At 62.0% G+C, this 13492-nt stretch carries 12 protein-coding genes; 6 read left to right on the forward strand and 6 right to left on the reverse strand.

The annotated features are described in order from the left end of the window. Window positions 1-1401, forward strand: coding sequence for a type II toxin-antitoxin system HipA family toxin (locus tag C6Y62_RS03860; protein WP_173952836.1), 1401 nt, complete (start codon window positions 1-3; stop codon window positions 1399-1401). A 243-nt stretch (window positions 1402-1644) separates the two neighbouring features. On the opposite strand, the gene C6Y62_RS03865 is transcribed toward C6Y62_RS03860, so the two are convergent. Together C6Y62_RS03865 and C6Y62_RS03870 are read right to left on the reverse strand one after the other, a co-directional pair. Beyond that, the gene (locus C6Y62_RS03865) at window positions 1645-2550 is read right to left on the reverse strand and encodes an LURP-one-related/scramblase family protein (RefSeq protein WP_173952837.1); all 906 of its coding nucleotides are present in this window, start codon (window positions 2548-2550) and stop codon (window positions 1645-1647) included. Between the two features lie 158 nt (window positions 2551-2708). Then, window positions 2709-3395, reverse strand: coding sequence for a YggS family pyridoxal phosphate-dependent enzyme (locus C6Y62_RS03870; protein WP_173952838.1), 687 nt, complete (start codon window positions 3393-3395; stop codon window positions 2709-2711). Between the two features lie 79 nt (window positions 3396-3474). Here C6Y62_RS03870 and leuS point away from each other — a divergent pair, with 79 nt between their 5' ends. The 5 genes from leuS to C6Y62_RS03895 all read left to right on the forward strand — a co-directional run bounded on the left by leuS (window position 3475) and on the right by C6Y62_RS03895 (window position 9786). After that, window positions 3475-6099, forward strand: coding sequence for a leucine--tRNA ligase (gene leuS, locus C6Y62_RS03875; RefSeq protein WP_173952839.1), 2625 nt, complete (start codon window positions 3475-3477; stop codon window positions 6097-6099). Between the two features lie 103 nt (window positions 6100-6202). Beyond that, window positions 6203-6682, forward strand: coding sequence for a hypothetical protein (locus C6Y62_RS03880; protein ID WP_173952840.1), 480 nt, complete (start codon window positions 6203-6205; stop codon window positions 6680-6682). 333 nt (window positions 6683-7015) lie between these two features. After that, a complete protein-coding gene (gene holA, locus C6Y62_RS03885; protein ID WP_338074470.1) occupies window positions 7016-8083 on the forward strand; it encodes a DNA polymerase III subunit delta in 1068 nt (355 codons plus the stop codon). Window positions 8084-8167: 84 nt separating this feature from the next. Next, window positions 8168-9169, forward strand: coding sequence for an adenosine kinase (locus C6Y62_RS03890; protein ID WP_173952841.1), 1002 nt, complete (start codon window positions 8168-8170; stop codon window positions 9167-9169). Window positions 9170-9363: 194 nt separating this feature from the next. Next, window positions 9364-9786: a hypothetical protein gene (locus C6Y62_RS03895; RefSeq protein WP_173952842.1), complete on the forward strand. Its 423-nt coding sequence runs from the start codon at window positions 9364-9366 to the stop codon at window positions 9784-9786. 541 nt (window positions 9787-10327) lie between these two features. Here C6Y62_RS03895 and coaA read toward each other — a convergent pair. From coaA to C6Y62_RS03915, 4 genes are all read right to left on the reverse strand, one after another. Next, a complete protein-coding gene (coaA, locus tag C6Y62_RS03900; protein ID WP_068462987.1) occupies window positions 10328-11284 on the reverse strand; it encodes a type I pantothenate kinase in 957 nt (318 codons plus the stop codon). A 41-nt stretch (window positions 11285-11325) separates the two neighbouring features. Next, entirely contained in the window at window positions 11326-11646 is a 321-nt protein-coding gene (locus tag C6Y62_RS03905; RefSeq protein WP_157066782.1) for a phosphoribosyl-ATP diphosphatase, read from the reverse strand. A 127-nt stretch (window positions 11647-11773) separates the two neighbouring features. Further along, the gene (locus tag C6Y62_RS03910; protein ID WP_068462991.1) at window positions 11774-12646 is read right to left on the reverse strand and encodes a ParB/RepB/Spo0J family partition protein; all 873 of its coding nucleotides are present in this window, start codon (window positions 12644-12646) and stop codon (window positions 11774-11776) included. A 21-nt stretch (window positions 12647-12667) separates the two neighbouring features. Then, the gene (locus tag C6Y62_RS03915; RefSeq protein ID WP_068462993.1) at window positions 12668-13492 is read right to left on the reverse strand and encodes a ParA family protein; all 825 of its coding nucleotides are present in this window, start codon (window positions 13490-13492) and stop codon (window positions 12668-12670) included.

Consider the following 13492-nt stretch of genomic DNA (forward strand, 5'->3'; position numbering starts at 1 on the left):
ATGGCAAGCGTGCACGAACTCAACGTCTATTATGAGAGCCGCGTGGTCGGCACCATCTCGGTGCACGCAGACGGGCCGAGCTTCAGTTACGCACCCGAATGGCTGACCACGCGCGGCGCCTTTCCGGTGTCGCTGCTGATGCCGCTGACACCGCGCCCGGTGCCGCCTCGGCGCTTTCTGCCGTGGGCTGCTAATCTGTTGCCTGAGTCATCGCAGCTGCGCGCAATCGGTCTGCAACTGGGTGCTGCACCTGAAGACGTGATCGGCATTCTGGCCGAGCTTGGACGCGACACAGCAGGCGCGCTTTCAATCGGCCAGCCCGGCACGCGCAGCACGCACGACTGGAAGCCGATTGGGAGCGAAGCAGAGCTTGAGAAAATTCTCGACGAGCTACCTTCGAAACCATTTCTGGTGGGCGAGGACGGCGTCTCCATGTCACTCGCCGGCGTGCAGACGAAGATCGGTGTCGCCATCGATGCCGACGGCCGCATCTGCATACCGATCAACGGTGCGCCTTCCACCTGGATCATGAAACCTGACGCAGAGCGGCTTTACGGTGGCGTACAAAACGAAGCGCTGTGTCTTGCGCTGGCGAAGCGTCTTGGCCTCAACGCACCGGAAATAACCACCGGCACGGCAGGGCGGCGCACTTATCTGTTGGTCAAGCGCTACGACCGCGTCGAGCAGCAGGGCCGCTGGCGTCGACTGCATCAGGAGGATTTTTGCCAGGCGCTCGGCAAACCTCCGTCAGCGAAATATGAATCGAACCAGACCGGCATACCCGGCCCGACGCTGGCTGAAATGTTCGCGACGACTCGTAATGCGATGCAAGCGCCGGACATCATCAATCTGCTCGATTACGTGATCTTCAACGTGCTGGCATGCAACACCGATGCACACGCCAAGAACTATTCGATGATGATTTCCGGACGTGGTTTCAAACTGGCGCCGATTTACGACGTGATGTGCGCGCTGGCGTGGGATCACGTGACGCGCAACATGGCGCAGAAGATTGCCGGTAAAAATCGCGGCGAACATCTGAAGCGGCGCCACTGGCAGCGGTTTGCAGCCGATGTTGGTTTGAACGCGCCTCGCCTACTGGCGCGCGTTGAAGCACTGGCGCGCGGAGCGCTGGCCGAAACGCGCAATGCAGCGGCTGATGTCGCAGCAATGCCAGCGGGTGCGCATCCGCTGATGACGCAGGTTACTGAGTCGATTGAAGGCCGTGCACGCGCTTTGCTGCACGGGTTGGCGGATGGGACTGGCGCCGAGCCAGAGGCCGCAGCGGCGAAACCGAAATCTGCGCCAGCAACCAAGGCTAAGAAAAAGGCTGCGCCGAAAAAGCAAACGACGGCGGCCAAGCCACGCCGCGCATCAAAAGCAAAAGTGGCGCGCGCATAACCCACGCCTACTCTCTAAATATCGATGTGCGATATAACTGCTTCTGTTTCGGGCAAGTTTGGCTGCAGCCGCCCTGCCCGACTACACCAGGCGCATATGCGGAAGCTGGCGTGAATCCCGACCTACGCGGAGCAATGCGCACCAATCAGCGCTGGCGGCCGGCTCTCCGGAGGAGAGTCGCCAGCGCAAACAAGCAACCACGGCCGGGCTGCCCGCAGGGCAGTCGCCGAGCGCCAAACAAAGCTATCGCAGCCGGCGCGGGTTTTTGTAGAGATCGAGCTCCTGCGGATCGAGCACGATAGCGGTCTTGCCACGGCGCACCATGCGCCACAGTCGGCGCAGGTAGCGGCGGCTTTCGCCATTGAAAACCTGCATGGCGGCGAACATCTGCAACACCGTCAGAAGACGGCGATCGGCATGCTCGATACGCACCTTGCACTTCCATTTGCCGCCGATTGAAAACACCCGTCCGTCGATGTTTCCAACCTTGTTGTCGTGCTCATCGTAGAGCGTGTAGTCGCCGCCCAAATTGATTAAGTGGCGCTTCAGGCGATAGAACACCGGCTGACCGTCAGGCCCCGGAATAAAGAAGCCGAAGTGCTCGGGCATGAACGGCCACTTGTTGGCTGACCGCTCCAGATAGACAACGAAATCATCGCGATCGGTGTTGATGGCATAGACCATCACCGGCGTTCCACGCGCCGCAATCGTCTGCTGCATCGAACGCCCGAGCATCAGATCCATCGTCGCGCGCCAGTTCAGCGTGTCGGTGAACATCTTGAACACGAGACGCTTGTCTTTGGTCTGAGCTTTCTTCCAGGTCTCTTCGCGATAGCCGATCAGGCCGGTGCGTTCCCCGCCCTCGGTCACCTCGGCGAAGATGTCCATGTCGGTGGTGAACTGGCGCGACTTGGCGCGGTTGCGCGTGCGCTTGTAGATGCCGAACTCGATGGCATTGAAGTTCGTGATCCAGACATCGACCATGAAGTGATAGTAGCCGTTGCGTGTCGCCTTGGCGGCCGTTGCCTTGGAGACGCCTGGCACTTTCGTCACGACTTCCGCGCGGGCGTCAGCCGCTGCATCCGCTGCTGCGGCGTTAGCGGCGGCGGTATTGGCGCGAGCCTCTGCGCGGGCTGCGGCTGCGGTCATCATCGGCCTCCGGCTTCATGCGAATCAGGTTGCAGCAGCCTAGCATTGGATATGCATGGCCGCGGCGCGTGCGCTGAAAACGCTATGGAAAACTCTGGAAGTCGCGATGGCGACGCGCAGCGGATGGCGCGTCGCCCGATTCGGCCGTACAGCGAACTTCAGCTGCGCCCGCCGAAAATGGCGCTGCCGACGCGCACATGGGTGGCGCCGAAAGCTACGGCAGTGGCGAAGTCGTCGCTCATACCCATCGAAAGGCCCGCGATGTCATTCTCGGCCGCAAGTTTGGCGAGGAAGGCAAAGTGGATGGCCGGTTCCTCATCGACGGGAGGAATGCACATCAGGCCGTCAATGGTGAGCCCCAGTTCGCCGCGGCACAGCGCCAACAGAGCCGGCAGCTCACGCGGGAGCACGCCAGCCTTCTGGGCTTCCTCGCCGGTGTTCACCTGCACGAACAGCTTCAGCTTGCGGCCCTGCTTCGCCATTTCCTCGGCGATGGCGCGTGCGATCTTGGGCCGGTCGATGGAATGGATCGCATCGAACAGCTCGACCGCCTCACGGGTTTTATTGGACTGCAGCGGACCGATGAGATGCAGCTCCACTTCGGCAAACTGCTGCCGCAGGGCCGGCCATTTGCCAGCCGCCTCCTGCACCCGGTTTTCGCCAAAGCGGCGCTGACCGGCCTCCAGAACGGGGGTGATCTGCGGTCCGTCGAACGTTTTCGACACCGCGATAAGCTGCACATCCGCAGGCTTTCGGCCTGCTTCCTCAGCCGCGACGGCGATTTCCGCCTCGATTTCCGCCAGCCTTGCGACCGGTCCTTTTTGTATTTCAGCCGCTGGTGTCATCCGACCGCCTTGACCCCAATGATGCTTTAAGGCTCATTACGCCGCTCAAAGCTGCTAAATCCTGAAAGTTTGATGCCGTATGGCCAATCAGAGCTACGACGCGCCCGCGCGTGAGAAACACTGGCAGGAAGCCTGGGACAAGGAAGGCATCTTCCGCGCCTCCGAAAAGGAAGGCCAGCCCAAGTGCTACGTGCTTGAGATGTTCCCCTATCCTTCGGGGCGCATCCATGTTGGCCACTCGCGCAATTACACCATGGGCGACGTGTTCGCACGCTACAAGCGCGCGAAGGGCTTCAATGTGCTGCACCCCATGGGCTGGGACGCATTCGGCATGCCGGCCGAAAACGCCGCCATGGAACGCAAGGTGCATCCGGCTGAGTGGACCTACGAGAACATCGCCACGATGCGCCGGCAGCTGAAGTCGATGGGCTTTTCGCTGGACTGGTCACGCGAGATCGCGACCTGCTCGCCGGATTACTACCAGCATCAGCAGAAGCTGTTCCTCGACATGCTCAAGAAGGGCTTGGCGTATCGCAAGTCCTCGAAGGTGAACTGGGATCCGGTAGACCACACCGTGCTGGCCAACGAGCAGGTGATCGATGGCCGCGGCTGGCGCTCCGGCGCGCTGGTTGAACAGCGCGAGCTGACGCAGTGGTTCTTCAAGATCACCGCCTACGCCGACGAACTGCTCGATGCGCTGAACGCACTCGACAAATGGCCGGAGAAGGTGCGCCTGATGCAGGCGAACTGGATCGGCCGTTCAGAAGGCATGCTGGTGCGGTTTGCGCTGGATGGGGCAACGGCGCCTGAGAACCACGGCGAAGTTGAAGTTTACACCACGCGGCCCGACACCCTGTTCGGCGCTTCGTTCCTGGCGGTATCGGCGGATCATCCGCTGGCCAAGGCCGCAGCAGCCAACAATCCAAAGCTGGCGGAGTTCTGCGAGGAATGCCGCCGCATGGGCACATCGGTGGCGGATCTCGAAACGGCGGAGAAGCAGGGCTTCGACACCGGCATCCGCGCCGTGCATCCGCTGGATGACAGCTGGACGCTGCCGATCTACGTCGCCAACTTCGTGCTGATGGAATACGGCACGGGCGCGATCTTCGGCTGCCCCTCCGGCGACCAGCGCGACCTTGATTTCGCTCGCAAATATAATCTTCCGGTCAAGCCGGTGATCCTGCCGCCAGGCAAGGATGCAGCGACGTTCGAGATCACCGACAAGGCCTATGACGAAGACGGCACGATGATCAATTCATCGTTCCTCGACGGCATGACGACAGATGAAGCATTTGCCGAAGTGGCCAAGCGGCTGGAGCAGGCCAAGCTGACCGGCAAGCCCACGGGCACGCGCAAGGTGAACTACCGTCTGCGCGACTGGGGTGTTTCGCGCCAGCGCTATTGGGGCTGTCCGATCCCGGTCGTCCATTGCGAGACCTGCGGCATCGTTCCGGTGCCGGACAAGGATCTGCCGGTCGAGCTGCCGAAGGATGCAACCTTCGACAAGCCGGGCAATCCGCTGGACCGCCACCCGACCTGGAAGCACACGACCTGCCCCTCGTGCGGTGGCAAGGCGCGGCGCGAAACCGACACGATGGACACGTTCGTCGATTCATCGTGGTATTTCGTGCGCTTCACAGCTCCGCACGCCAAGACGCCGGTCGACAAGGACGCAGCGGCCTACTGGATGTCGGTCGATCAGTACATCGGCGGCATCGAGCATGCGATCCTGCATCTGCTGTATTCGCGCTTCTTCACTCGCGCACTTTGCGACACCGGCCATCTGAAGCTGGCGGACAACACGCGCGAGCCGTTCGCCGCTCTGTTCACGCAGGGCATGGTCACGCACGAGACCTACAAGTCTCGCCACGGCGGCTGGCTGCAGCCCGGCCAGGTGCGGATCGATGGCGAAGGTTCGGCCCGCAAGGCGGTCGAGATCGCGACCGGCGAGCCGGTTACGATCGGCCCGATCGAGAAGATGTCGAAGTCGCGCAAGAACACCATCGACCTCGACGAGTTCGTCACCCGTTATGGTGCCGACGTAGCGCGCTGGTTCGTGCTGTCGGACAGCCCACCGGAACGCGATGTCACCTATACCGATGTGGGCGTCGATGGTGCCCGCCGGTTCGTGCAGCGCATCTGGCGCCTGGTCGATCAGGGTGCCGACAAGGTTGCGGAAAAGGGTACGCCGCAACCGGCTGAAATGGGTGCTGACGCAGTGGCCCTGCGCCGGGCAAGCCACAAGGCGCTGACGCAGGTTGCCAGCTCCATCGAGGGCCTACGCTTCAATGTGGCCGTCGCTCAAATCTATGAATTCGCGAACGTTCTCGGTTCTGCGCTGACAAAAACCGGTGCCGACATGGCCTGGGCGCAGCGCGAGGCGCTGGAATTTATGGTGCAGATGATCGGTCCGATGATGCCGCATCTGGCGGAGGAAAGCTGGGCGCGACTTGGATACAACACACTGCTGGCCAATAAGGCGTGGCCCGAGGCCGACCCGGCGTTGCTCGTTGACGATACGATCGTCATTGCCGTACAGGTGAATGGCAAGCGGCGGGACGAACTTGCGATTGCCAGAACGGCCGACAAGGCTGAGATCGAGGCTGCGGCTCTCCAGTTGGAGACGGTGCAGCGCGCGCTCGAAGGCCGTCCGGTCAAGAAGGTCATCGTTGTGCCGCAGAAAATTGTAAATGTCGTCGGCTGATGCCTAATTTTGTCGACTGACGCCGTAGCGCGAGGGGCGGGCGATGTGGGCCGCTAGCCACCGAGGGATGATCCGGGTTGCGTTGGCGTGTGCAGCGGCATCCATGCTGCTGACAGCCTGCGGCGATACCGGATTCCGTCCGATGTACGCTTCCAGCGCCATCACCGGCGGCCCGGAAGTCAACGAGAGACTTGCTGAACTTGAGATCGCGCCCATTCCGGGGCGCGTTGGTCAGCGCCTGCGCAACGAACTGATCTATCAGTCGACCGGCGGTGGTCATCAGGCCCAGCCGGTTTATCGGCTTGAAGTCGTGATCCAGGAATCGATCACGCCCACGCTGGTGCAGGTGGACGGCAACTCGTCGGGCAGCGTCTACAATCTCAACACGACATTCCGTCTTGTCCGGCTTGCCGACAATTCGGTGGCACTGCAGGGACAGAGCTTCGGCCGTGCTGCATTCCAGCGCTTCGAGAGCGTGTTCGCCAACACCCGCGCACGCGTCGATGCTGAAAATCGCGCCGCCAAGACCGTTGGTGATGAGCTGAAGGGCCGTGTCGCTGCCTTCCTGTCCGGCAAAGCCTGACGAGACTTTTTATTGGCGCTCGGCGACTCCGCTGCGCGGAGCCGGCCGCCGAGCGCGTAGGTAGCGCTGGAATTACGCTCCGCACAGCCGGCCGCCAGCGCTGATTGGTACGCGCTGCACCGCGTTACCTCCCGCGCCGTCATCCCGACGTAGGTCGGGAACCACGCCGGCTTTAGTTGGCGCTCGGCGGCTCTCCTGCGGAGAGCCGGCCGCCGAGCGCGTGGGAATCCGTCGCCGACAAGATGGCTCGCCAGCTGACGATGCGTTCAATCAAACATTGAAATGCGCTAGAATGGCTTTTGAAGTCCGGAATACGTCGTCCAGACGCAAACCGTGAGTGCGGTGCCCATGGTCGCCATCAAGGCCCATCAAGCTCAGTCCTTCCTCAATCCGCCAGGGCCCAAGGTTCCGGCTGTGCTGTTCTATGGCACGGACGCAGGACTTGTTTCAGAACGCGCGGCGCAGCTTGCAAAGCTGTTTGCCAAGCGCGATCAGGGCGAAATCATCCGGCTGGACGACGCCGATCTCGACAACGATCCCGATCGGCTGATTGTTGAGCTACAGACCATTCCGATGTTCGGCGGCTCCAAGGTTGTGCGGGCCACTGCGGGCCGGCGCATCAACGCCGCAAGCCTGCAACCGTTGCTGGCTGAAGGCGCGCTGGCTGCCAATCTCATCGTGGAAGCAGGCAACCTGAAGCCCACCGACGCGATGCGGGCCATGTTCGAGAAGTCGCCGCACGCGGCCGCTGTTGCCTGCTACGGCGACGAAGCGGCCGATCTGGAAGGTCTGATCCGTGAAACGCTGAAAGCGCACGGCCTGGCCATCACCCCGGACGCGCGCGACATGCTGCTGGCCCGCATGGGTGCCGACCGCGCGCTTTCCCGTGGCGAGATAGAGAAGCTGGCGCTTTATGCTGCAGGCCGAGGGGAAATCCAGGCCGCTGATATCGAAGCGGTGGTAGGCGATGCCTCGGAAATGGCTATCGACCGGACACTGAACGCTGCTGTTTCCGGCGACGCCGCCAGTGCCATGGCGGAGTTTTCGCGGGCGATGGCGGCTGGCGAAAGCGCGCAGATGATCATTCTGGCCGTGCAACGCCATCTGCAGCGGCTTCATCGCATTCGCACGCAGATTGATGCCGGCGCCAGCTTCGACGACGCTATTCGCCAGCAGCGTCCGCCGGTGCATTTCAAGCAGAAGGGCGCGCTTGGACTGCAATGCCGGCTGTGGAACTCCGAACGGCTGACGGCAGCACTCGCCCGCACCGCCAAGACCGCCAGATCAGCGCGGCTTTCCTCGTCGCTGGAAGAAGCGATAGCAGAGGAACTGCTGCTGTATCTCGCCGCCACGGCGCGTCCCGGAGCGCCGACACGACCCTTAACTGCCCATCGACACTAAACTTTTTCGGTCAAGTTGCCGCTACGGCTTGTCGGACGCGGCCACGGCCCTATAGTGCGCCCGATCCAGACACTTGGGGGACGCATGCAAGAGACACGCTACGACGTTGTCGGCATCGGCAATGCTATTGTCGACATCATCGGACGCTGTGACGACGATTTTCTGTCAAAGCAGGATCTGGCCAAGGGTTTCATGCGGCTCATCGATGCCCATGAAGCCGATCGACTCTATGCGCTGATGGGACCGTCGATTGAACGCTCCGGTGGCTCGGCGGCGAACACGGTTGCAGGCCTGGCCTCGTTTGGCGGTCGCGCGGCGTTCATCGGCCGGGTTGCAGATGATCAGTTCGGCAAGGTGTTCTGGCACGATGTCCGTTCCGCTGGCGTTGCCTTTGAAACCGGCCCCGCTGTCAGCGGACTGCCAACTGCCGTGTGCCTCATTCTGGTGACGCCGGATGGCGAGCGCACGATGAACACCTTCCTGGGCGCCAGCACCGAGCTAAGCGCGGCTGAAGTCGATCCAGCCATGATCGAAGCCGCGAAGGTAACCTATCTTGAGGGCTATCTGTTCGATAAGCCGGAGGCGAAGGAAGCCTTTTACAAGGCTTCGGAAATTGCCGCGAAGGCGGGCCGCAAGACCGCGCTGTCGCTGTCGGACGCGTTCTGCGTCGATCGCCATCGCGCCGATTTCCGCCGCCTGGTGAGGGACGGCATCGACATCCTGTTCGCCAACGAGACCGAGATTACCGCCCTCTACGAAGTGAATAGCTTCGATGAAGCGGTGGCTGCGGTGCGCGGCGAATGCGAGATCGCGGTGTTGACGCGCTCGGAAGCGGGTTCGTTGATCGTGACCGGCTCCGACACCGTGGAAGTGCGGCCGATGAAGGTTGAGAAGGTGGTGGATGCCACCGGCGCCGGCGACCTCTACGCGGCGGGCTTCCTCTATGGCTACACGCGCGGGCTGAAGCTATCGGACTGCGGGCGTCTGGGCAGCCTCGCGGCATCGGAAGTGATCAGCCATATCGGCGCCCGGCCGGAGCGTGCGCTTTCCGTGATCGCAAAGCAGGAAGGCCTGATCGCCGACTGAGGATGATTGAGGGCAGGGGCCTGCATTGGCCCATGCCCACGAGGGCGATCCCATCCATCGAACATGACATCAGCGGCGTCCATCATAACGGTGGGCGCCGTTTTCGTTTTCGCTGCTGGCCGCTGGCGCGAGACAACAAGCGCTCGGCGGCCGGCTGCCCGGAGGGCAGTCGCCGAGCGCTATAAGAAGCTGGCGTGAATCCCGACCTGCGGCGGGATGACGGTGCGGGAGGCGAGCGGGGCAGCACGCACCAATCAGCGCTGGCGGCCGGCTGGGCGGAGCACAGTCGCCAGCGCTACCTAAAAGTGCGGCGCGACATACAATGCGTGTTGGCATTTGCGCCACAATTGCAGCCGATTGCGTCTCATTCTTTCCAGTCTGGTTTCATTCGTTCTGGCAATCCTCTGACTTTCCAGCATTATCGCAAAAGAGATTCGTTCCGGGCGATATGGGTCGATCAAAATCGATATGACCGATTGCAAGCTGACAATGCAGAAGTGTTTCACGCGCACGGCGGGCAGCTTGCCAGCAGCAGGCACGTGGAACGGAATTCAGCGCAGCACCGGCGACGGGCAGACGGCGCTACGGCCGATCCCACTGAACCAGATCATCCCTGACAACAGAACATTCCTCGATGCATGCCGGCGCACGATTTCCCGTGCGGCCCTGCATCGTCGCGCGCGCCGGTTTGAAATCCTGCGCAACAAGCTTCAGGCGGCGTCGAGCACGCTGCCCGATGAGACTATCGCCACCCGAGCTGCTCCGGGGTTGCTGCGGCCGCCGCTGTCAGCAACGCACCACACCTTTGGCCGTGCATCTGGCCAGGTGACCGGACCCAGAGCATTTCAAATGGCGATAGACCCGCGGACAGTGTTGAGCCCACTTCGTCCGCAACAACAGGCGGTTCAAAATACCCAGCCCGCATTCAGCGCCTCCTGGGCTTCGAACATCGCGGCATCGACGCTGCGAGAACCGCAACCGCCGCATCAGCATTGAGCGGCATTCCCTGCACTTAGAGCGAATAGAGCGTTACCTTTAGGACCGTCTCCCCAGGCGGTCCTTTTTTTATGGGGTATCGGATGCGCGGGATGGGGCTCGATGAGGTGATTGTCCGAGCCAACGCGGCCTGAACCTAGCGCAGGCGACAACAGCGTTGCATCACAGCTTGCGCAGCGCGACCGACTCGACGTGGTGGTCAGCCGCCTTGCGCAGAATGAGACGCGCGCGCTGGCGCGTGGGCAGAATGTTTTCTTCCAGGTTTTTCAGATTGATGCTGCGCCAGATCTGATTGGCGCGCTCAAGCGCGGCTTCCGGCGTAAGGCTGGCGTACTTATGGAAATAGGCGCCGGGATCGCGGAAAGCCGTGCTGCGCAGACGCATGAAGCGCGCGGCATACCATTCACCGATTATCGCCGGATCGGCATCGATGTAGATCGAGAAGTCGAAGAAATCCGAGACGAACGGAATGGCCTCGCCGCCGCGCGGCAGGCGTGCGGGCTGCAGAACATTCAGCCCCTCGACGATCAGAATGTCGGGGCTTTCGATGACGACCTTCTGATCGGGCAGGATGTCATAATGAAAGTGCGAATAGACCGGAGCCTCGACATACCTCACACCCGCCTTCACGCTGGCGAGGAAGTTCAAAAGGCGCGCGCTGTCGAAACTTTCCGGGAAGCCCTTGCGGTCCATCAGGCCGCGCCGCTCCAGCTCCGCGTTGGGCAGAAGAAAGCCGTCGGTGGTGATCTGCTCGACGCGACGATGATCCGGCCAACGGGCCAGCAATGCCTTAAGCACACGCGCGGTGGTGCTTTTGCCGACTGCAACCGATCCGCTGACGCCGATGATGAATGGCGCTTTGCCGTCAGTGGTGCGGCCGAGAAACTTGGACGAGACGGCATCGAGCTGCTGCGAGGCGGCGACGTAAAGGTTCAGCAGGCGCGACAGCGGCAGATAGATCTGCTCGACCTCTTCGACGGACAGCTCTTCGATCAGACCGGAGAGCTGCTCCAGCTCGCTCTCCTTCAGCGTCATCGGCGTATCGGCACGCAGGCGCGCCCACTCCTCGCGATTGAACACGCGGTAGGGTGAGAATTCGATTTTGCCGGCGTTGTGCATGGGCTGGGTTCGGCACGCGCGCAAGCGACTGATGCGAGCGCTCAGCTACTTGCTCGTCCCGCCTTCTCCTGGAGGCCAGAAATGCCCTGACGGTTGGCCAGAACGGCAAGCACGTCGGCAATTGCGACGTTGCGGGATTCAAGCAGAACCAGCAGATGATAAAGCAGGTCGGCGGCTTCGCCTTTCAGCGCATCGTCGGATTCCGACGTGGCCGCAATGACGACCTCAACCGCTTCCTCGCCAAGCTTTTTGGCGCACCGCTGCGGCCCCGCGTCCAGAAGCTGGCGCGTGTAGGAACTGCCCGAATCCGCAGAGCGGCGGGCGCTGATCGTTGCTGCAAGTTGCTGCAGCACATCGCTCATTGAGCCGCTCATGGGGCAATCCTCAACGGACGCAATGGGTTATCCTGTCGGCGAAATGCAATAAGGGCGCGGCCACGTCAAGTGGTTCGCGCCCTTTTGTCAAAGCCTGTCGGCTCCAGCTAACCCCTCAGGCACCACCGAGGCGCTGCCGGATGTAGTCGAGCTGGTCGAAATTACCGAACTTGATGATGAGGTTGCCGCTTTCACCCGAGCCGCGCTTGATCTCAACCTTGAGGCCAAGAGCGTTGGAAAGATCCCGCTCGAAAGCTTTGGTGTCGGGGTCTTTTTCACGGGGAACACGCGGGGCAGCACCAGCGGGCGGGGCTTCGCCACCACCCTGCACCAGCGCCTCAACCTCACGAACGTTGAGGTTCTGCTCGACGATGCGCTGCGCCAGACCTTCGGCGTCGTCGCGACCGATCAGAGCGCGCGCATGCCCGGCCGTGAGGCGGCCATCCTGCACCATGGTCTGGACGCCATCCGGCAGCTTCAGCAGGCGCAGCGTGTTGGCGACGTGGCTGCGCGACTTGCCGATGATTTCGGACAGCTTCTCCTGACTGTAGGCGAAGCGCTCGATCAGCTCGCGATATCCCGCGGCTTCCTCGATCGCGTTCAAGTCCGCGCGCTGGACGTTTTCGATGATCGCGAGTTCGAGCACTTCCTGATCGGTAAGATCGCGAACGATCACCGGAACGGTATGCAGGCCAGCCTTCTGCGCCGCGCGCCAGCGGCGCTCACCGGCAACGATCTCATAGCCACCGCCATCGGCCATGCGGACGATGATCGGCTGCACCAGACCCTTGGCACGGATAGATTCCGTCAGCTCGGCAAGATCTTCCTCGCGGAATTCCTTACGCGGGTTGAGCTTGCTTGAGCGCACATCGACAGTCGGCACCATGCGCTGCTGCCCCTCGGGGGGAAGCGGCGCGCTGCCGGGCGTCGGCTCCTTCATCAGAGCTGCTAATCCGCGTCCGAGGCGGCTGGGAAGGGGGGCGTTCATGATCCCTCTTAGGCGGTTAGGTTAAGCGGCCTTGTTACGGCCTTCGCGCTCGATGATCTCGGTGGCAAGGCGGATGTAAGCCTGGCTGCCCGCGCAATCGAAGTCGTAAAGCAGGATCGGCTTGCCGTGCGACGGCGCCTCGGCCACCCGCGTGTTGCGCGGAATGATGGTCTCGTAGACCTTGGGACCGAAGAACGCCCGGACGTTGTCCGCCACTTCCCGGGACAGCGTAGTACGCGCATCGTGCATCGTCAGCACCACTCCCTGGATTTCGAGCGACGGATTGAGCGTGGCGCGGATCTGATCGATGGATTCCTTGAGCTGGGAGATACCTTCCAGCGCGAAGAACTCGCATTGTACTGGCACCAGAACCGCATTTGCTGCTGAAAGCGCGTTAAGCGTCAACAAGTTAAGTGACGGCGGACAGTCGATGAGGATGTATTTGAACTGCTGATCCGGCGGCAGATTGCGCTGGCGAGCACCAAGCGCCGCCACAGCGTCACGCAATTTGTAGGGCCGGTTGGCGTCGGTCAGCGTGCTTTCAACGCCGACGAGATCAGAGTTTGCGGGAACCACATAAAGGCCGGGTACCGCTGTCGCCAGCGCGCATTCGACCAGCCCCAAACCGCCGGTAAGCACATCGAACGCCGTCCGAGGCCGGCTATCGACATCAATGCCAAGCCCGGTGGAAGCGTTGCCCTGCGGATCAAGATCTATAATGAGAACGCGCTCGCCGATTGAGGCCAGCGCCGTGCCGAGATTGATTGCCGTGGTCGTCTTGCCGACGCCGCCCTTCTGATTGGCTACCGCCAATGTGCGGGGCTCACCTGGTCGCGTCGCGCCCAT

It is taken from the genome of Hyphomicrobium sulfonivorans (genome assembly GCF_013306565.1).
In the GTDB taxonomy this organism is placed as follows: Bacteria; Pseudomonadota; Alphaproteobacteria; order Rhizobiales; family Hyphomicrobiaceae; genus Hyphomicrobium_A; species Hyphomicrobium_A sulfonivorans.